We start from the raw sequence: 18,861 nt of genomic DNA, 5'->3' as shown, positions 1-18,861 counted from the left end.
ATCGGTGTGAACCCCACAGGTGCCCTCCTTGGGCCGCCCGGATGCAGTGGTCGTACTGACGCACAGTGTCCGTCATGTGCGCGCTGGATAACCGACCGTCCCCACCGGCCACCTCGCTGCTCCCGGAACCGGCGCCACCGCGCCGCCGCGGCCGGGTGCTGCGCCGGCTGCTGGTCGTCGCGCTGGTGGGCGGCGTGGCGGCCGGCGGCACGGTGATGTTGTGGCCGCGCGAGCCGCACCGCGCCGCGTCGGCCCCGGCCGCCGGGCCGCGCGCCCAGGCCGCCGCCCGCGCGGCCGCGGCCACGGCGGCGCAGACAGCCGTCCTGAACGGCCTGCCCGCCGCGCTGCCGGACCTCACGACGCTCATCGGCGCCCGCGAGGCGCGGGTGCGGGCGCAGCCGAAGGACGCGGCGGCCTGGGCGGTGCTCGGGACCGCGTACGTCGAACGGGCGCGCAGGACCGCCGACACCCGCGACTACCCGCGGGCCGAGCGCGCGCTGGGGACCTCCCTGAAGGTGGCCGCCGAGAACAACACGGCGGCGCTGGGCGGACTGGCGGAGCTGGCCGTGGCGCGCCGGGACTTCGCGGAGGCCAGGCGGTACGGCGAGGAGGCGCTGAAGGCGGCGCCGAAACGGTGGCCGGCGTACCCGGTGCTGATCGACGCGTACAACGGGCTCGGCGACTACAAGGCGGCCCGGTCCGCGCTGGACAAACTGATGGCGCTGAAGGTCCGGGCCGACGTGAGGCCGGCGGTGATGGCGCGGGCCTCCGCGGTGTACCGGGACCGGGGCTGGCGGGAGGACGCGGTGGCCCAGGTGACCGACGCGGCGGCGGCCGCCCGGACGCCCGCCGAGCAGGCCGCGTACCTGTGCCAGGCCGGGCAGCTGGCCTGGGAGCGGGGCGACCGGGAGGACGCGCTGCGGCACTTCACGGCGGCCGTGCGCCTGGACCCCGACCAGTCGGCGGCGCGGGCCGGGCAGGGACGGGCGCTGGCCGCGCTGGGCCGTACGCAGGAGGCGGTGACCGCCTACCAGGGGGCGCTCGCGCACCGGCCGGCTCCGCAGGTCGCCCTGGAGTTCGGCGAGTTGTACGAGTCGCTGGGGATGGGGCAGCAGGCGGAGGCGCAGTACGAGCTGATGCGGACCCAGGTACGGCGGGAGCTGGCGGCCGGGGTCGACGACGACCTGGTGATCGGTCAGTACGAGGCGGACCACGGGGACGTCCAGGAGGCGCTGGAGCGGCTGACGGCGGAGTGGGAGCGCCAGCCCGGCATCGAGGTCGCGGACGCGCTGGGCTGGGCCCTGCACCGGGCCGGCGACGACAAGGAGGCGCTGCGCTACGCCTCGATCGCGACCGACTCGACCAAGGGCGGCGGGGTGCGCAGCGCGCCGTACGCCTTCCACCGGGGCATGATCGAACGCGACCTGGACCTGGAGGCCCCCGCCCGCCGCCACCTCCAGGACGCCCTCCGCATCAACCCCTACTTCTCGCCCCTCCAGAGCCCGGCCGCCCGCACCGCCCTCACGGCCCTCGGCAACCAGCCCCCGAACGAGGAACTACCGCAGTAGGCCGGAGGCAACCGCGCGGGCGGCCCCGCCGGGACCCACCGTCACGGCCCGAAAGGAAGGCGCCGCCTCACCCGCCCACCACGACGGTCACCGGGCACCGCCGAAAGGCGCCGTCCGGCCCGAGCGCCGTCGCGGCGGCACGAGGGGAACCGGCACGCCTCGGAACTCACGCGTCCTCTTTCCGCCGCGACGGCGCCCGGCCATCGCGGCGCGACCCGGGTGAGGGGGTGGGTCACAGGTTGCCGCGGCGGTCCTGTTCGCGTTCGATCGCTTCGAAGAGGGCCTTGAAGTTGCCCTTGCCGAAGCCCATGGAGCCGTGGCGTTCGATGATCTCGAAGAAGACGGTCGGGCGGTCCTGGACCGGCTTGGTGAAGATCTGCAGCAGGTAGCCGTCCTCGTCACGGTCGGCGAGGATCTTCAGCTCGCGCAGGGTGTCGATCGGGACGCGGGTGTCGCCGACCCACTCGCCGAGGGTGTCGTAGTACGAGCCGGGGGTGTCCAGGAACTCGACGCCGGCCGCGCGCATGGTCCGTACCGTCTCGACGATGTCGTTGGTGTTGAGCGCGATGTGCTGGACGCCCGCCCCGCCGTAGAACTCCAGGTACTCGTCGATCTGCGACTTCTTCTTCGCGATCGCCGGTTCGTTGATCGGGAACTTGACCTTGAGGGTGCCGTCGGCGACCACCTTCGACATCAGCGCGCTGTACTCGGTGGCGATGTCGTCGCCCACGAACTCCTTCATGTTCGTGAAGCCCATGACCTTGTTGTAGAAGCCGACCCACTCGTTCATGCGGCCGAGTTCGACGTTGCCGACGCAGTGGTCGACGGCCTGGAAGGTACGGCGGGCGGGGGGTTCGACGATCGGGGACGCGGCGGTGAAGCCCGGCAGGTACGGGCCGTCGTAGCCGGTGCGCTCGACGAGGGTGTGGCGGGTCTCGCCGTACGTGGCGATCGCGGCGAGGACGACGGTGCCGTGCTCGTCCTTGAGTTCGTACGGTTCGGCCACCGACCGCGCGCCGTGCTCCACCGCGTAGGCGTACGCGGCGCGGGCGTCCGGCACCTCGATGGCGAGGTCGACGACCCCGTCGCCGTGCTCGGCCACGTGCCGGGAGAGGAAGTGGCCCCACTCGGTGTCCGGCTTGATCACGGAGGTGAGGACGAACCGGGCCGAGCCGTTCTCCAGCACGTAGCTGGCGGTCTCGCGGCTGCCGGTCTCCGGACCGGAGTACGCGACCAGCCGCATGCCGAAGGCGGTGGAGTAGTAGTGGGCGGCCTGCTTGGCGTTGCCCACGGCGAAGACGACGGCGTCCATTCCCTTGACCGGGAAGGGGTCATTCCGCCGGGCGGCCGCGGCGGGAGTGTGCTGTGTGGTCTGCGTCATGGCCGAAGCGTGAACCCGCCCCGCAAGGTGCGCAACAGATGGCCTTTCTCCTGGGCAATATGCTCAGCAGTACGGCCGTACGGGCGGACTTTCTGTACAGGGTGACCAATCCGGAGGCGGGCCATGGCGATCGATCATCTGGACGGGCGGATCCTGGTGCTGCTGGCCCGGGAGCCGCGCATCGGGGTCCTGGAGATGTCCCGGAGGCTGGGTGTGGCCCGTGGGACCGTGCAGGCCCGCCTGGACCGGCTCCAGTCGAACGGCGTGATCCAGGGGTTCGGCCCCCAGGTGGACCCCGCGGCCCTCGGCTACCCGGTCACCGCGTTCGCCACCCTGCAGATCCGGCAGGGCCAGGGCCCGGACGTACGAGCGCACCTGGCGACCGTGCCGGAGGTGCTGGAACTCCACACCACCACCGGCACCGGCGACATGCAGTGCCGCCTGGTGGCCCGCTCCAACGCCGACCTCCAACGGGTGATCGACCGGGTCGTCGGTTTCGAGGGCATCGTCCGTGCCTCCACGGCGATCGTCATGGAGAACCCCGTACCGCTGCGGATCATCCCGCTGGTGGAACAGGCCGCCGCGGACAGCGAAGGGTGAGGCTCAGCAGGCGGGGACCTTCGCCCCCTTCTCCAGCGCCACCAGATCGGACACGGCCCCCTTCAGCGTCGTCACCGGCACCAACCGCAACCCCTTCGGCAACTCCGCCTTCGCATCGGCACACTCGTCCTCGGGCACGAGAAACACCGTCGCCCCGTCCCGCCGCGCGGCCTGCGTCTTCAGCGCGACCCCGCCCACGGCCCCCACCGCGCCGTCCGCGCTGATGGTCCCGGTGCCGGCGATGTTCTTCCCCCCGGTGAGGTCGCCCCCGCTGCCGTTCCCGTCCAGCTTGTCGATGATCCCGAGCGAGAACAGCAACCCCGCGCTCGGCCCGCCCACATCGGCCAGCTTCAGGGTCACCTTGACCTTGCCCGCGCTCAGGTCGAGGTACTTCAGCGCGGCCTGGGTCGCCGCGTCCTGCGACTGCTGCATCTGCTCGGTGTTGTGCTGCTCGATCTCCTGGACGTTGTTGCCGCTCGGGTAGACCGAGTCGCGCGGCATCACGGCCCGGTCCGTCCGGAACCAGTTGCCGAGCACGTCGCCGAGCGAGACCCGCGCGTCCGGCCCGGTCGCCTCGATCGTCGTCATCCGCAGCTGCCCGGTGGTGGTGCGGGTGGGCGCCCCGGAGACGGTGATCACCGGGGTGCCCTTGTTGGCGCCGAGCACGTTCGCCGTCATCCCGGGCTGGGCCACCGAGAACGGCAACGGCGCGAAGACGGCCGTACCGATCAGAGCCACGACGGGAACCGCACAGACGGCGACGGCCTGGAGACGCGTGAGACGTGAGAGCACGGAGTCAATCTAACGTGGCGACCTGTTCAGGCCACCGCCCCGACCCCGCCCACGGCACCGCCTCGGCCGCCGTCCGCGCGGCTGCCGTCCCTCAGCGCAGCGCCTCCGCGACCTCCCGGGCCGCGTCCATGACCCGCGCGCCGACCCGTTCCGGTACGGCGTCGGCCAGCATCACGACCCCCACACTGCCCTCGACGCCGGTGACCCCGATCAGCGGCGCAGCGGCCCCGCTCGCCCCGGCCTCCAGTTCGCCGTGGGTCAGCGTGTACCCGGGGTCGTCCCGCGCCGAGTGCCGGGCGGCCAGGATCGCCCTGCCGGCGGCGCCGCGGTCCAGCGGGTGCCGGAACCCGGCCCGGTAGGCCACGTGATAGTCGGTCCAGGTCGGCTCGACGACCGCGACGGCGAGCGCCTCGGTCCCGTCGACCAGGGTCAGGTGGGCGGTCGCCCCGATGTCCTCGGCGAGCGATCGCAGCGCCGGCAGCGCCGCTTCCCGTACCAGCGGATGCACCTGCCGGCCAAGACGCAGCACTCCCAGCCCGACCCGGGCTCGCCCGCCCAGGTCGCGCCGTACCAGCGCATGCTGTTCAAGCGTGGCGAGCAACCGGTACACCACGGTCCGGTTCACGCCCAGTTTGTTGGAAAGCTCGGTGACGGTCAGCCCGTGGTCCGTGTCGGCCAGCAGTTTGAGGACCCTGAGGCCCCGGTCGAGCGTCTGAGAGGTCTCCGCGGTCACGACGCCCACTCCTTAGTGGTGAGGTCGGCAACCTCCGACGCGGCGGTGCGTCACCGAGTCCCGTCAGCGACGCGCTTCAGAGGCCGCCGATCGGCATGGCGGCCCGGCGGCTCCGGGCCCAGTCGCTTCACGGCTGCGCTCCGCGGCGGCGCTGCCACGGGGCGTGTGCGTAGCGGGACAGTAGCGGTGCGGGTTCGCTGAGCGGAAGCCTCCGTCCAGAATCCGGTCACGCAGCGGTACGGACTACTGCGCTTTGTGTCGGTATGCGTTCACCATCGCGCCCCACAGGGGCGCTGGGGGTCCCCCCGGCCGAAGGCTGGGGGAGGAACTGCGTGACCAAGCCCCCGTCCACCCGCGGCCGACCGACTACCGCATCCGCGTGGCCCACTCCTGCACCTTCGCGATCCGCTGCCGCAACTGCCCCGCCGTCGCCTCCGCACTCGGCGGCCCCCCGCACACCCTGCGCAGCTCGGTGTGGATCACCCCGTGCGGCTTCCCGCTCTGATGCACATACGCGCTGACCATCGTGTTCAGCTGCTTGCGCAGCTCCATCATCTCCTTGTGGGAGACGACCGGCCGCCGCTCCGCGGGCAGTTCCAGCAGGTCGGCCTCCTCGTCCGGCTTCTTGCGGCTGTGCGCGATCTGCCGGGCCTGCCGCTTCTGCAACAGCAGCTGCACCTGGTCGGGTTCGAGGAGCCCCGGGATGCCGAGGTAGTCCTGCTCCTCCTCGCTCCCCGGGTGGGCCTGCATGCCGAACTCGGCGCCGTCGTACAGCACCCGGTCGAAGACGGCCTCGGACTCCAGCGCCTCGAAGGCGAACTGCTCCTGCTCGCCGGTGTCCTCGTCCTGCTCCTTGTTCGCCTCCTCCATCTCCTTCTCGGACTCGGCGTACGGGTCCTCCTCGCCGTCCTTCTTCGGCTTGTCGAGGGCGTGGTCGCGCTCGACCTCCATCTCGTTGGCGAAGGTGAGGAGATCGGGGACGGTCGGCAGGAAGACGGACGCGGTCTCGCCGCGCCGCCGGGACCGCACGAAACGGCCGACGGCCTGGGCGAAGAAGAGCGGAGTGGAGATGGTCGTCGCGTAGACCCCCACCGCCAGCCGGGGCACGTCGACGCCCTCGGACACCATCCGCACCGCGACCATCCACCGGTCGTCACTCGCGCTGAAGTCGTCGATCCGCTTGGACGCGCCCGTGTCGTCGGAGAGGACCAGGGTCGCCTTCGTCCCCGTGATCTCACGGATCAGCTTGGCGTAGGCACGGGCCGAGTCCTGGTCCGAGGCGATGACGAGCGCCCCGGCGTCCGGGATCCCCTTCCGCACCTCCGTCAGCCGCTGGTCGGCGGCGCGCAGCACGGCCGGCATCCACTCGCCGCGCGGATCCAGCGCCGTACGCCAGGCCTGGCTGACCGCGTCCTTGGTCATCGGCTCGCCGAGCCGGGCGGCGATCTCGTCACCGGCCTTCGTCCGCCAGCGCATGTTGCCGCTGTAGGAGAGGAAGATGACGGGGCGGACCACGTGGTCGGCGAGCGCGTCGCCGTACCCGTAGGTGTAGTCGGCCGCGGACCGCCGGATCCCGTCCTGCCCCTCCTCGTACGTCACGAAGGGGATGGGGTTGGTGTCCGACCGGAACGGCGTACCGGTCAGGGCCAGTCGCCGGGTCGCGGGCTCGAACGCCTCCAGGCAGGCCTCGCCCCAGGACTTGGAGTCACCGGCGTGGTGGATCTCGTCGAGGATCACCAGGGTCTTGCGCTGCTCGGACCGGTTGCGGTGCAGCATCGGCCGCACCCCGACGCCGGCGTACGTCACGGCGACCCCGTCGTACTCCCGGCTGAGCGGTCCGGCGCTGTACTCGGGGTCGAGCTTGATCCCTATCCTCGCCGCGGCCTCAGCCCACTGCTTCTTCAGGTGCTCGGTGGGGGCGACGACGGTGACCTGCTGCACGACGTGGTGGTGCAGCAGCCACCAGGCGAGCGTCAGCGCGAACGTCGTCTTCCCGGCGCCCGGCGTGGCCACGGCCAGGAAGTCGCGCGGCTGCTCCTGGACGTACTTCTCCATCGCCCCCTGCTGCCAGGCGCGCAGCTTGCTGGCGGTACCCCAGGGCGCCCGGCCCGGGAAGGCCGGCGAAAGGTGATGGGAGTTGGAGGAGGACGGGAAAGCGGCGGTGGTAGTCACGGTCTCCGTAGTAAGGGGGTCGGGCGGCTGCTGCGTATGACAACCGGGCCACCCTACCGGCGCCCCACGGCTGTCAACGCGCGGACAAGGCCGCCTCCCCCTCGGGTGGGACCCACGTCACAGATCACGAAGCCGGGTCGTCACCCAGGCCCCGGCGAGGGCCACCGCCGCCATCGGCAGGAACACCGCGGCGAAGGCCGCCGGATGGGAACCGGAGCCCGCCGCCCCCGTCATGCTGCCGCCGCCGAGCGCGGCGAAGGCCGCACCGGCCACCGCGAGCAGCACGACATTGGAGAGGGCGTCGGAGATCTGCAGGGCGGCGGAGTTGGCGCCGGCCTCGGCCGGGGCCGAGAGCCGGAGCATCAGCACGCTGGCCGAGGCGATCACCAGGCCCATCCCGAAGCAGCCGAAGGCCCAGGCGACGGCCACGGTCCACACCGGCACGCCGGGCACGAGCACCGCGGGCGCCGCGGCGACCGCCGCCGCCACCAGCACCATCCCGAGCGTCATCAGCCGCTCCCGGTACGGCTCCATCCGCGGCCGCGCCTGCACCCACGAGCCCGCCGCCCAGGTCACCCCGCCGGCCGCCAGCGAGAACCCGGCGAGGGTGGGCGACAGGCCCCGCTGGGTGACGAGCATCAACGGCACGAAGGACTCGGCGGAGACGAACGCGCCGGCCGCGACCCCGCGCAGCAGGACGACGGAGGGCAGGCCCCGCACCGCCCGGTACGTGCCGCGGGGCAGCAGCGCGAGCACGGCGGGCACCAACAGCGCACCACCGAGCAGTCCGGGTACCACCGACACCCATCGCAGGTCCTGCGCCGCGTACTGCAGCAGCCCCGCACCGAGCGAGATGCCGAAGGCGAGCCGGATCCGCCGCCGGTCGAACGCCCGCCGCACCCCTTCCGCCGCCACCGGCCCGCCCGCCCGGCGCCGTATCTGCGGCAGGGCCAGCGCCACCGGGAAGACCACGAGCACCGGAATCCCCAGGAACACCCACCGCCACCCGAGCTGCTCGGTCACCGCGCCCGCGGCCAGCGGCCCGACGATGGACGGCACCACCCAGCCCGCGGCGAACGCGGCCATGATCGCGGGCCGCAACCGCTCCGGGTAGGCCCGCCCCACCACGACGTACAGCGCGACGATGACCAGCCCGCCGCCGAACCCCTGCACGGCCCGCCCGGTGATGAACACCCACATGCTCTGCGCGGTCCCGGCCACCACCAGCCCGGCGGCGAAGCCTCCGATCCCCGCCGTCAGCGCCCCGAGCGGCCCCTTCCGGTCCGACCACTGCCCGGCCAGCACCATCCCGAACAGGCTGGTCGTGAAGTACCCGGAGAAGGCGAACGCGTACCGCGACACCCCGTCCAGCTCCCGGGCCGCGACCGGCATCGCCGTACCCACCGCGGTCGCCTCGAAGGCGATCAGCAGCACGACGGAGACGATCCCGACGCTCAGCGCCCGGTACGACCGCCCCAGCACACCCCCCGCGCCGGCTCTGTCGGGGGTCTCGTCCGCGACAACGGCGTCGCTCGGCTCAAGGGCGGTCATGCTCACCACGGTAAGGCCCAATCCCCACTCTGACCCCTGTCGCAAGCCCCACCCCGCCTCCGACCTTGGTCGTACACCCCGGGCCCCCGGTTCATGAACGCCGTATGGCAGTCCCGTTGCAGCCCCACGGATCCCCTTGAGCCCGTCCCCCGCACCCCCATACCTTCAACTCACGCACACGGCCGTGTGCCCGAGTGGTTCAGGGACTCGCCTGCAAAGCGAGTTACGTGGGTTCGATTCCCGCCACGGCCTCTGACTGCCTGACCAGGCAAAAGGAAAGGGCGGCACCTCCGGAGGGGTGCCGCCCTTTTAGTCGCCCGTCTCAGTTCCCGTCTCAGTTGGCCGGTACGAGGGCGCCGGCCGCACCGTCGTCGTCATCGTCCGGCCGGTCCGTCTCGGGCTTCCAGATCAAGCCGTCCACCTGCCTCGCGATGTCCGTCCGCACGGCGTCGACCATGTGCTGATAGCGAGCGGCCATAGCCGTGGTCGACCACCCCATGAGGCCCATGACGGCACGCTCGGGAACACCGAGGATGAGCAGAACCGTGGCGGCCGTGTGACGCGCGTCGTGCAGACGCCCGTCCCGCACCTTCGCCTCTGTGAGAAGAGCCTTCCACTCTGCCCAGTCCCGACGGTGGGACGGACTACGGCCGTGTTCGTCCGGGAAGACCAGCCTGTTCTCTTCCCAGCGCTTCCCGGCCGCCGCTCGCTCCTCTTCCTGCGCCTTGAGGTGATCACGGAGTAGGTCAACTAGCTGTTCGGGGAGACCGACCGCGCGGCGGCCTGCCCGCGACTTGGTCGTCGACAACTCCGGGTTGGTGCGCCGCTTCTGCGGGCAGTACCCGGCGGCCTTGCGTCCGCACGGCTCCACACACCCATGGGCGTACTGCGGCCGGTGGCGGCTACGCCGGACCACAAGGAACCCACGGTCAAGGTCCACGTCCTCCCACACCAGGCCAAGCACTTCCCCTTGGCGGAGCCCGAGGGCGAGGGCGACGGCCCAGCGTGCGGAGTTCCGGTGCCGGTCAGCGGCCTTGAGCAACCGCTGTACCTCTTGGACGCTATAGGGCTCCACTTCGTACTCCCCCGTCTTTGGCGCCTTGGCCAACTGAACGGGGTTCTTGCCGAGATGACCGCGCCGTACCGCCTCATTGAGGGCGGTGCGCAGAGTGCGGTGCGCCTGGTGCGCGGTCGCGGGCTTGCTGCCGTTGGCCTGCATCTTCGCGTAGAACGCCTCGATGTGCTCGGGCTTCAGCCTGTCGAGACGGTGAGCCCCCAACCCGGGGATGAGGTGCTTCCGGACGGCCACGCCGTACCCGACCATCGTGTTGTCGTTCACGGCGAGGGGCGCGACGTTCTCAATCCAGTGAGTAAGCCACGCCTTGACCGTCCACGCCTTGCCAGGCTTCCGCACGGTCTTGGCGTCACGTTCCTTCTCCAACTCGCGTACGGCTAGCGTCACTTCGGCGCGAGTCTTCCGCTCGACATGGCGGCGGTCCGGGGTGCCGTCGTCGCGGATGCCGACGGTGACGCGGCCGTGCCACTTGCCGTCTTTGCCGAAGTAGATCGAGCTTCGGCCGTTCGGCTGTCGGGTGCGCTTCTTCTTGTCCTCTGCCACAGGCAGACTCCTGTTTCTTGGTGTCGGGATAGGGACCGGGGCGGCGGGCTGTCCTGTCCGGGAGTGCCGCCGCCCCGGACGTCGTCAAGCGGCGCGTTGGGCGGTGCGGAGGCGGGTCACATACGCGGCCGGGGCGTCGGCCGGGACCCTGCGGAGTCCGTCGACCATGACGGACTCCAGCGCGCCGGTGCGGATGAGGGCGAAGCATTTGGTCCGGCCGATGCGGAGGCGCCGGGCGGCCTCTTCGACCTTGAGGAGAACCAGGGTCGGGTCTTCGGCGAGGGGGAGGGTGGTGGGTTCGTCCACGGCTCACTCCTGTGAGGCTGAGTTCAGGGGCAAGTGCCGCCGCACAAACCGCAATATCCGCAGAAACCCGGGGGAGGGTCGTTGACCTGCGGCGTTGTGGTGTGCGGGTGGTGGTGGGTGGTGCTCCGCAGAAACCCGCGATATTCCGCAAAAATCAGGGGCGACCGACGGGCGGCCTCCGGGGTGGGGGTGGTGCTCGGTTTTTTGCGGAATAACGCGAGATTGTGCGACGGGCCCCCTCGCCGGTGCGGGCGAGGGTCCCGCCGCAGGTCAGCCGTGTGTCCGGGCTTTTCTGCGGATATTGCGGTTTGTGCGAGGGGGGTTGTGTGCGCGGGCGGGGTCACCGGCCGCCGTGGCGCAGGGACGGGTGGGCCTGTAGGCGGGGTGCCGGGGGGCGTCCGCGCTTGCCGGTGCGCTCGGGTTGGTAGGACCGCAGGTATCCGTGCTCTTCCAGCAGCGCGAGGGCGGGTTCGAGGTCGGCGACGGTGGGGACCTCGCTGCGGGACAGGACGGTGAACACGTCCCGCCGGCTGACGTCCTCCCATCCGTTGTCCCTCAGCGCTTCCAGCACGCTGCGGGCGCGGGACAGGACCGGGTCGGCGCCCATGACGTCGAACACGGCGAGGGCGTGGGCGGTGTAGTACTCCCCCAGCTCGATCGCCGCGCGCATGGTGTCGACGGTGACGGGGTGGGCGTAGCCGTTGCCGCCGTGGTCGGCGAGGTGCAGGAGCGCGGCCATGCGGGCGGTCGCCCCGGCAAGCTTTCCGGCCCAATTGGAGATGTGGCCCAGCTTGCCGCCCCGTGCCTTGAGCTGCGGTTCGATGCGCTTCTGATAGGCGATCAGGGCCGCGTCCGCTTCCGGGGTGAGCTGGATGACGGCCGGGTCTGTCCACTCCGCCAGGGACAGGGCGAGGTCGATGACCCGGGCGGTGTAGGCGGCGGCCGTCTCTTCCGGTACCGGGTCGGTGATGATCTCGCGGTCACCGACCGTGGACACCGGCAGGGAGTACAGGAAGCGGGCCAGCAGTCCGCGTCCCTCGAACCCCTTCACCTTCCCGATGTCCCGCAGCACGTCCGGCTGTACGGCGAGGCCGATGGTCAGCGCGGGGGCGTCGATGTACTCGCGGCGGGTCTGCCGGTTGACCCTCAGCCGGTCCCCGGCATGCCCCTTCAGGAAGACTTCCATGTTGGGGGCGCCGGAGTAGCGGCCGGCGATGATGTCGAAGATGCCGCCCTCAGCGCTCATCACCGACAGCCGCCCGCCCTGCTCTGCCATGAGCGAGGTGACCGTCTCGGGTGTCGAATCGTCCGCCAACAGCACCGGTTCGGCCGGGACGGTGAGCGTGTCGGCCGTCTGCGCGAGGCCCACGGCGGTCGCCACCATCTCATCGCGCTTGTCGCCGTCGGCGGACGCGGCCTTGGCAGCGGCCTTGTCCGCCGCTTCCTTGGCCAACCGCGCCGTCAGCTCCGCTTCCACGATCACGGGCTTCATCGCGGACTTGAGCTGCTTCTCCGCCTCATAGAGGGGGTTGGTCAGCAGCGCGAAGACGGCCGACTTGCGGTTGGCGGGCGGGAGCGCCACCACGGTGTAGAGGTTGGTGGGCTCACGCCAGTTGCCGCGTACGTGGACCACGGACCGGCCGCCGGCCGCCGTGGCGAGCACGGCGAGGGCGATCGATCCGGCGAGGTCCACGGGGGTCTGCGTCTCCTCAGCGACGGCCGTTACGAACTCCCCCAACCAGGTGGGGAGGACGTGGGCGGGGAACGGCGGACGCTCGCGGCGGCCGGTGAGGGGAATGGGGTCCTCCCACACGTCCGGTGCGGTGTCGTCCTCGCCGGGCGGTGCTTCCAGGGTGGGCAGTCCGGCCCACAGGTCGGGGCTGTCCACAGGCTGTGGAGTCATGAGGCGGCCCTCCCTTCGGCGGTGGTGGTGTGGGGGCAGACGCCGACGCGGACGCGGGCGGTGAGCCTGATGACGGCCGCGCGGCCCCGGGCGCGTTCGTGGTGTCCGCAGGCACAGAGCCAGTCCGCGACGGGTACGCCCTCGCACTGGATCTGAAGCCCCGGCGTGATGCCGGTGACGGTGACCGTGTGCGGGTCAGAACCAACGGCTGAAAGGACGCCCTTGCGGGCGGCGACCTTCGGTTCGCCCACGGTCGGCCGTGGCGGGCGCTGTACGGCGTCCTGAGGGCCGTTCATGGGGGTTCGGGATGCTTTGTTCATGCCGCGCGCTCCACGGCCGCCTCAAGGCCGTTGGCGACCGCGCGGCGGGCGTATGCCTCCGGGACGCCCACGGAGACGGCGGCCGTCACGATTTCCTCGCCGATCGCGGCGAGTCCGCACGGTCCGGGGCACGCGGTGTGCTGTGCGGCGAGGAACCGGGCGACGCCGAACGCCTGTGATCCGGCGCCGGCTTCGGTGCGGGCCCGTACGAGGGCGAGGCCGCGTTCCAGGCCGGTGCGGACGTAGCGCTCGGTGTGGCGGCACCCGGTGGCCACCGACCGGTTCCACGGGGCGCGGGCGGGGAGAGAAGAAGCCACCCCGCCCCGGGCGGTGGTGGTGTCTTCCTTCACGACCAGGGCGCGCACGGCGGCCGGGAGAGGCACCATGCGGCCCGTGCCGGGTCCGAGCCAACGGGCGTACTGCGTCAGCGATTTGACGTCTACGCCCGGCCGGACGGCATTCGCGGACGGCATGGCGCCCTGGTAGAGCCAGTGCTCGCCGCGCGTGGTCGGCACGACCCGGGTCGCGGGCAGGGTCGCGCGGGCCCAGTCGACGGCCGCCGCGTTGTCCAGGTCGACGACCGTCAGCCTGGCTCCGCCGGGGTGATAGGCGACCGCCACCGCCTCACGCCACACCGGCACCCACAAGGGCGAGGTGAGGACGTGCGGGTCAGTGGTCGCGGCGGCCCACGCGTGGCACGGCGCGGGGCACCGGCAAGGGCCCGCATTCTTCATGTTGGGCCGTCCGCCGCAGGTGCCGTCCTTGCAGGAACGGCAGTTGCCGAACGGGACCTTCCCCGCCCGCAGGGGCAGGACCGGGACGCCGGCCGCCGCGAGGGCGAGCGCGGCGTCCAGAGGAGTAGGCGTGGTGGTCATGCGGCAGCCCTCCCTTGCAGGGCGAGGTACTGGGTAGCGATCCACTCTGTGTAGGCGGGCGGTACGGCCTGCCGGGCCTCGATGTTGGACATCCAGGTGCAACCCATCGCGTCGGCATAGGCACGCTCGCCCTTGTGCTCGAACGCCAAGAGGCCCTTGTGGTGCCAGCACGGCGGGACCAGGTCCCCGCCGCCGCCCCACGATGTCTCGAACGCGCGGTGACGGCGGACGCTGAGGCCGAACTGTGTGCCGCACAGCAGGTAGTCCGGCCTCAAGGGCGCTTCGGGGACGTTCTCGATAACCCACGGCAGCCCGGAGGCTTCCAGCCGCGCACGGCCGGGAGTGAGGAGGTTGGGGTGGTCCGCCCGGCTTCCGCGCCACGCGGTGACCTTGGCGAAGTGCTGGCACGGCCACGACGCGTGGAGCAGGTCGAACCCGTCCAACGGGAACGTGAGCGCGTCGGCCTGGTGGAAGGTGAAGGGGTAGTTCGGCTGCGGGCGGTTGTCGACGCCCACGACGTCGAACCCGGCGAGGTAGTAGCCCATGGACAGGCCCCCCGCGCCGCAGCACAGATCCAGCACCCGCAGCCCGTTCGGCCGCCGCAGCGGCAGCACACGCGCGTTCACGCAGCCACCCCCAGCGCGGGGACCTGGTCGGCGAAGACGGCCCAGCCGATGAACTCGGTGTAGGCAGGCGGGACGCACTCACGGATGCCGTCGCGGTTCATCCACGGAACCCCCAGCACCTTCCGGGCGAGGGCGACGCCGGAGAAGTTGCCGACGAACTGGCCGTAGTGGCCGGGCGGGACGGGGCGGCCCATCTTGGCCTGCGGCACCAGGTGCGCGGGATGCTGCGGCTGGGTGAGAGTGAAGCCGCCGCCAGTCTCGAAGTACCGGTGCCGGTAGTTAGCCAGGCCGAACATCTGCCCGCACAGCATCACCGGACGGCGCAGCTTTGGCACGGCCCCCCGTACGTTCTCGATGACCCACGGGCGGCCGGTCAACTCCAGCGCGGCACGAGTGGGGCCGATCAGATCAGGGTGCGCGTTGCCCTGAATGCGCTGGCACTCGCTGTCGTGCTGGCACGGCGGCGAGGCGTGGATGAAGTCGAACTCTGCGCCGTGTTCCAGGACGAACGCAATCGCGTCCTCCCGTACGAAACGGAACGGATAGCGGGGCTGCGGGGCGATGTCGACGCCAGTCACGTCGAACCCGGCATCCGCGTACCCCTTCGCGGCACCGCCTTGGCACGAGAACAGATCCAGCAAACGCGGCCTGGGCAGAATTCGCCCCGATCGGGTGGCGAGAGCCGAGGGGCCCTCGCTGAAAGCACGCGGTTGGGTCATGCTGTAGGTCTCCTGTTCTGCTACGTCGGGATCGGAGACCGTGGGCGGCGGGCTGTCCTTGTCCGGGAGTGCCGCCGCCCACGGGCGAAGCTAGAAGGGCGGTTCGTCGCTGTAGCCGTCCGGCCCCCACGGGTCACGGACGGTGTGGCGCCGACGCAGCCACCGGGGCCGACGCGGCAGGGGCAGCAGCGGCCAGCGACGGTTCTCGTTCCAGCAACCGCAGGGGCCCCAGTCGGTGTCGGCGTACTCGCCGTTGTGGTCGCCGTAGTCGTACTCGAAGCCGCCGATGCCCTCGCAGTCGCGGCAGTCGGGGCGGGGCGTGTCGGTCAGGACCAAGGCCCGGCGGGGCCAGTGGGCGACCTGAATGCGCAGTCGGGTCACGGGTGTTGGCCTCCTGTCAGCCGTTGAAGGTGCTGCGCTTGATCACGGCCTTGCGGATGTTGACCGTGCTCCCGTTGCGCCCGCTGCTGATGGCGCGGACGGGCATGCGCCAGGCGAGGACGGCGAGGGCGATCCACATCGCGGCGCCGGAGGTGAACCCGGCGGCGGCGTTGATGACCTCGCCCACACCCCAGCCGACGCCGGCCGCGAGGGCGCCGCCGCCGATCCCGGCGCCGACGAAGCGCTGAGCGATCGGGTCGAGCAGGGGAAGCGGGGTCAGGTCGCGCGGTTCCGGCATGACCATGGGCGGTGGGGCGAGGTGCTTGGGCATGGGGACCATGCGCCCGTAGGCGTCGGGCACCCAGACGACCGGGCCGCGTTCGGCGGCGAGTTCGACGGCGGCCGGGGCGGGCGCATGCAGCTCCAGCGATGCCGGGTCGTACGCCGGGGCGGTGGGCGTGTCCGGCCGCGGGGTCGGGAGGTGTTCGTTCACGGGTCGGTCTCCTCTCACTTGCCGAGTGCGGAGAGGGCGTCGGCGGACGCCTGTACGAGGTTGTGGATGGGCTCGTACGCGCCGGTCCCGGCGACGAAGAACCCGAACAGGAACAGGACGATGGCGGAGGCGCCCCCGGCGGACTTGGTCTTGACGGCGAGGGCGGACGCGGCGCCGAACAGCAGCACGGCGGAGATGTTCAGGACCATGAGGAGCCTTCCGGTCAGGGGGTGTCGGTGCCCGCGCGGTAGATGCGGGCCCAGCGGTTGTAGAGCCAGCGGCCGACGCGTATGCGCTTGCCGGTCGCCTTGCAGCGGCGGCAGTCCTTGCCGCGCTTCAACCGGCCTTTGCGGTCGGTCTTGAGCTTGTGGCCCATGCCACGGCACTTGCGGCAGTCGCCGAACGGCGAGGCCGCGCACAGCCCGATGTAACCGAAAGTGACGAAGAGCAGGCAGGCGATAGCAAGGAGGATGGGGGTCATCAGGGGCCCTCCGGGGCGGTTTTCGAGGGTTTCCGCAGGTGGGCCGCTATCTGCTAGCGGCCTGATCAGATCGGGTTTGGGGCGCTAGCGGGGCCGCTAACGTTAGCGGGGTGTGCCGCTAGCGCTAGCGGCCCCGGAGCGTCAGCCCGCGTCCCGGTTTCCGTCACGCTCCGCAATCGCGGTGACGATGTGGGAGCGGTCGATGCCGCGCCGGTTGACGACCTTGCCGCCTGTGCGGCGGCCCACCTGGATGGTGGCGATGCCGTGCGGCTTCAGGGCGGCGGCGAGTCCTTCGGGGTCCCATCCGTCGTAGACCTCCGGCCGCAGTTCGGCGAGGCGGGCGACGACGGTTTCGGACCACACCTTGGGCTCGTCGGCCGGGACGACGGCGAGGATGTCACGCAGCAGGTCGTACGCCGCGCTCTCGTCTGCCTCCGGCTCTTCCCCGAGCGCGTAGCCGGACAGCGTGCCGGCCAGTTCGCGGGCCTTGCGGGCGCGGGCGCCGATGGCTTCGGCGGCCGGGGCGTCCACGTACACGGAACCGACGATCCGGGCGTCTGAGCCCTCGCCGACGAAGTAGTGAATGCCCTTGTCGGCCCAACTGAACATGGTGGCGCGCACACCCCGCTTGTAGGCGGACGTGCCGAGCACCATGTCGTTCTCCAACTGGCCCATGACCTTCAGGCAGAACCGGGCCGAGGCGTTCGCGCTGATGCCCGTGGGCAGCGCCTTCGCGTCCGGGCGCTGCGTCGCGAGAAGCAGCACGATCCCGGTCGCCGGACCGCGCTTGACCAGGTCAGTGCAGATCTCTTCGAGTTCCTTGCCGTACTTGTCGTGCTCGAACCAGACCTGGCACTCATCCACCCCGACCACGATCGGGTGCAGTCCCAGCGACTTCTTGTTCGCCAGTTCCGACGTCACCTTGGACTCAGGGCACATGTCCCGGGGAAGCGAGCGGATCATCTTCGCGCGGCGCCGCAGTTCCTCGCGCAGCGCGCGCAGGTCCCGCACCGCGTACTCGATGTCCTCCTCTTCGTCCCCGGCTCGGTGCCGGTGGGAGACGGCGTTCCCGACCGGGTCAAGGTCGCCGGTGCCCTTAAGGTCGTAGGTGTGCAGCTCAGCGCGCGGGTCCAACGCCGCGATGAGCAGCAGCAGACGCAGAAGGAAGGTCTTGCCCATGCGCGGGATCGCGCCGATGACGGCCGCGATGTACATGAGCGTGATCTCAACCCAGCGCCCGCGCTGGTCAGTGCCGAACGCGACCGGCTTGAACAGGTCCACCGAACCGGACTTCAGCAGCGGCCACGCGGGCTTCTTGGCCTTGGACATGTCCTGATCACCGACCCACAACACCAGATGCCCGGTGTGCTCGTTCGGTACGGCCTCCGGCCACACGCAGCCCAGCGGGCGGCGCAGACCGGACGCGAGGCGTTCGCGCCGCTCGATGATGTCCGTGACCGTGACGCCGAAGGGGAGGTTGCCCTCAGCGCGCCAACCGGGGCCGTCCCGGGTGATCGGGGCGGTGAACTCGAACCCGTCCCGGCCCTTGCCCTGCGCCTGGTTGATCGCGGGGATGCCGAGCGAGCCGAGCGCCCGCAGCACGATGTCCGACGTGAGCTTGGACGCCGTGGGCAGTTCCACCGCCCGGTGGATGACCGGGTCATCCGCCTTGCGGCCGGCGTACCCAAGCGCGAGCACGACCGCGCCGACCGACAGGGCCTGAAGCCAGTCGGGGGCGAGGACGTAGATGGCGAGTGCGGCACCCAGCCCGATGAACATCGCGAGCACGGTGACCAGGACCCGCAGCCGGACCCGGCCGTCACGCTGCCGCGACAGCTTCAGGTACTCCGCCGCGTCCTCGCGCCGCACGGCGGCGAGGCGGACCGGTTCGCCCTCGCGGTCGGCCGCCCACCGCATCGTGCCGCCCACGAACTTCGCGACCCCCGCGGGGGCTTGCAGGGTCAGGCGGGCGGCGTAGACCGGGGAGCGCAGCGCGTGATAGCCCACCGAGTGGGCGTAGTGGCGGGCCACCCATGCGGCGGCGGTGCGCAGTTCGGCGGTCGACCGCAGCCAGACCGGGATCACGTCCCGGCGCTTCGCGGCGGCCAGTCGACCCAGGTAGCCCGGACCGGTCGCGGTCGGGCTGGGCCGGTCGATCATGACGCGCGTGGTCGGGTCATCCGATGCCGGGTCGGTTGGGGTCGACTCACGCGCGGCGCGGGCCTTGTCGAGGTCGACCACATCGGCCCCGGAGTCGGGTCGAGGGTCTGCCGTCATCTCGGCTTCCAGCCGGTTGAAGAGTTCGTTGTCGTCGTCGGGGTGCTTCACTGAGGGGCCTTCCT

19 protein-coding genes and 1 tRNA gene are annotated in these 18,861 nt (G+C 71.4%); 3 read left to right on the top strand and 17 right to left on the bottom strand.

Annotation, left to right across the window (positions count from 1 at the left end; genetic code table 11):
* The first annotated feature begins 74 nt into the window (after positions 1-74).
* Positions 75-1,568 (top strand): tetratricopeptide repeat protein, encoded by a 1,494-nt coding sequence (locus BLW82_RS26570; protein WP_093508282.1) that lies wholly within the window; start codon positions 75-77, stop codon positions 1,566-1,568.
* 232 nt (positions 1,569-1,800) lie between these two features.
* Here the strand turns inward: BLW82_RS26570 and hppD are convergent, their stop codons facing one another.
* Positions 1,801-2,949, bottom strand: a complete 1,149-nt coding sequence (gene hppD / locus BLW82_RS26565; protein WP_093502425.1) for a 4-hydroxyphenylpyruvate dioxygenase — start codon at positions 2,947-2,949, stop codon at positions 1,801-1,803.
* A 123-nt stretch (positions 2,950-3,072) separates the two neighbouring features.
* On the opposite strand from hppD, the gene BLW82_RS26560 reads away from it, so the two are divergent.
* Positions 3,073-3,549 carry an Lrp/AsnC family transcriptional regulator gene (locus tag BLW82_RS26560; RefSeq protein WP_093502423.1) on the top strand — a complete coding sequence of 159 codons (477 nt, stop codon included), beginning with the start codon at positions 3,073-3,075 and terminating at the stop codon, positions 3,547-3,549.
* Positions 3,550-3,552: 3 nt separating this feature from the next.
* Here the strand turns inward: BLW82_RS26560 and BLW82_RS26555 are convergent, their stop codons facing one another.
* From BLW82_RS26555 to BLW82_RS26540, 4 genes are all read right to left on the bottom strand, one after another.
* Complete coding sequence (locus BLW82_RS26555; protein ID WP_093502421.1) at positions 3,553-4,341, bottom strand: S16 family serine protease; 789 nt, start codon at positions 4,339-4,341, stop codon at positions 3,553-3,555.
* A gap of 91 nt (positions 4,342-4,432) precedes the next feature.
* Positions 4,433-5,074: an IclR family transcriptional regulator gene (locus BLW82_RS26550; RefSeq protein WP_093502420.1), complete on the bottom strand. Its 642-nt coding sequence runs from the start codon at positions 5,072-5,074 to the stop codon at positions 4,433-4,435.
* Positions 5,075-5,440: 366 nt separating this feature from the next.
* Positions 5,441-7,246 (bottom strand): DEAD/DEAH box helicase, encoded by a 1,806-nt coding sequence (locus tag BLW82_RS26545; RefSeq protein ID WP_093502418.1) that lies wholly within the window; start codon positions 7,244-7,246, stop codon positions 5,441-5,443.
* Between the two features lie 117 nt (positions 7,247-7,363).
* A complete protein-coding gene (locus BLW82_RS26540; RefSeq protein WP_093502416.1) occupies positions 7,364-8,797 on the bottom strand; it encodes an MFS transporter in 1,434 nt (477 codons plus the stop codon).
* Positions 8,798-8,977: 180 nt separating this feature from the next.
* On the opposite strand from BLW82_RS26540, the gene BLW82_RS26535 reads away from it, so the two are divergent.
* Positions 8,978-9,049, top strand: a tRNA-Cys gene (locus BLW82_RS26535).
* 82 nt (positions 9,050-9,131) lie between these two features.
* Here the strand turns inward: BLW82_RS26535 and BLW82_RS26530 are convergent.
* The 12 genes from BLW82_RS26530 to BLW82_RS26475 form a co-directional block, all read right to left on the bottom strand.
* Entirely contained in the window at positions 9,132-10,415 is a 1,284-nt protein-coding gene (locus tag BLW82_RS26530; RefSeq protein ID WP_093502414.1) for a tyrosine-type recombinase/integrase, read from the bottom strand.
* 84 nt (positions 10,416-10,499) lie between these two features.
* On the bottom strand, positions 10,500-10,721 hold the full coding sequence (locus tag BLW82_RS26525) for a MerR family transcriptional regulator (RefSeq protein ID WP_093502412.1): 222 nt from the start codon (positions 10,719-10,721) through the stop codon (positions 10,500-10,502).
* Positions 10,722-11,061: 340 nt separating this feature from the next.
* Positions 11,062-12,624: a YfjI family protein gene (locus BLW82_RS26520; RefSeq protein ID WP_371131410.1), complete on the bottom strand. Its 1,563-nt coding sequence runs from the start codon at positions 12,622-12,624 to the stop codon at positions 11,062-11,064.
* Positions 12,621-12,944: a hypothetical protein gene (locus tag BLW82_RS26515; protein ID WP_256215964.1), complete on the bottom strand. Its 324-nt coding sequence runs from the start codon at positions 12,942-12,944 to the stop codon at positions 12,621-12,623. The genes BLW82_RS26520 and BLW82_RS26515 overlap by 4 nt, the downstream gene beginning before the upstream one ends.
* On the bottom strand, positions 12,941-13,819 hold the full coding sequence (locus BLW82_RS26510; RefSeq protein WP_093502408.1) for a bifunctional DNA primase/polymerase: 879 nt from the start codon (positions 13,817-13,819) through the stop codon (positions 12,941-12,943). The genes BLW82_RS26515 and BLW82_RS26510 overlap by 4 nt, the downstream gene beginning before the upstream one ends.
* Positions 13,816-14,445, bottom strand: coding sequence for a DNA cytosine methyltransferase (locus BLW82_RS26505; RefSeq protein ID WP_177233076.1), 630 nt, complete (start codon positions 14,443-14,445; stop codon positions 13,816-13,818). The genes BLW82_RS26510 and BLW82_RS26505 overlap by 4 nt, the downstream gene beginning before the upstream one ends.
* The gene (locus BLW82_RS26500) at positions 14,442-15,164 is read right to left on the bottom strand and encodes a class I SAM-dependent methyltransferase (protein WP_256215962.1); all 723 of its coding nucleotides are present in this window, start codon (positions 15,162-15,164) and stop codon (positions 14,442-14,444) included. Before BLW82_RS26500 ends, BLW82_RS26505 begins: the two co-directional genes overlap by 4 nt.
* A gap of 90 nt (positions 15,165-15,254) precedes the next feature.
* Positions 15,255-15,545, bottom strand: coding sequence for a hypothetical protein (locus tag BLW82_RS26495; protein WP_093502404.1), 291 nt, complete (start codon positions 15,543-15,545; stop codon positions 15,255-15,257).
* A 16-nt stretch (positions 15,546-15,561) separates the two neighbouring features.
* Complete coding sequence (locus BLW82_RS26490; protein ID WP_093502402.1) at positions 15,562-16,038, bottom strand: hypothetical protein; 477 nt, start codon at positions 16,036-16,038, stop codon at positions 15,562-15,564.
* 14 nt (positions 16,039-16,052) lie between these two features.
* Entirely contained in the window at positions 16,053-16,247 is a 195-nt protein-coding gene (locus BLW82_RS26485; protein WP_093502400.1) for a hypothetical protein, read from the bottom strand.
* Positions 16,248-16,261: 14 nt separating this feature from the next.
* Complete coding sequence (locus BLW82_RS26480; RefSeq protein WP_093502398.1) at positions 16,262-16,519, bottom strand: hypothetical protein; 258 nt, start codon at positions 16,517-16,519, stop codon at positions 16,262-16,264.
* A gap of 141 nt (positions 16,520-16,660) precedes the next feature.
* The gene (locus tag BLW82_RS26475) at positions 16,661-18,847 is read right to left on the bottom strand and encodes a cell division protein FtsK (RefSeq protein WP_177233075.1); all 2,187 of its coding nucleotides are present in this window, start codon (positions 18,845-18,847) and stop codon (positions 16,661-16,663) included.
* Positions 18,848-18,861 lie beyond the last annotated feature (14 nt).

The organism is Streptomyces sp. Ag109_O5-10 (assembly GCF_900105755.1).
Taxonomy (GTDB): Bacteria; Actinomycetota; Actinomycetes; order Streptomycetales; family Streptomycetaceae; genus Streptomyces.
This window is presented reverse-complemented; position numbering and strand designations above follow the sequence as displayed.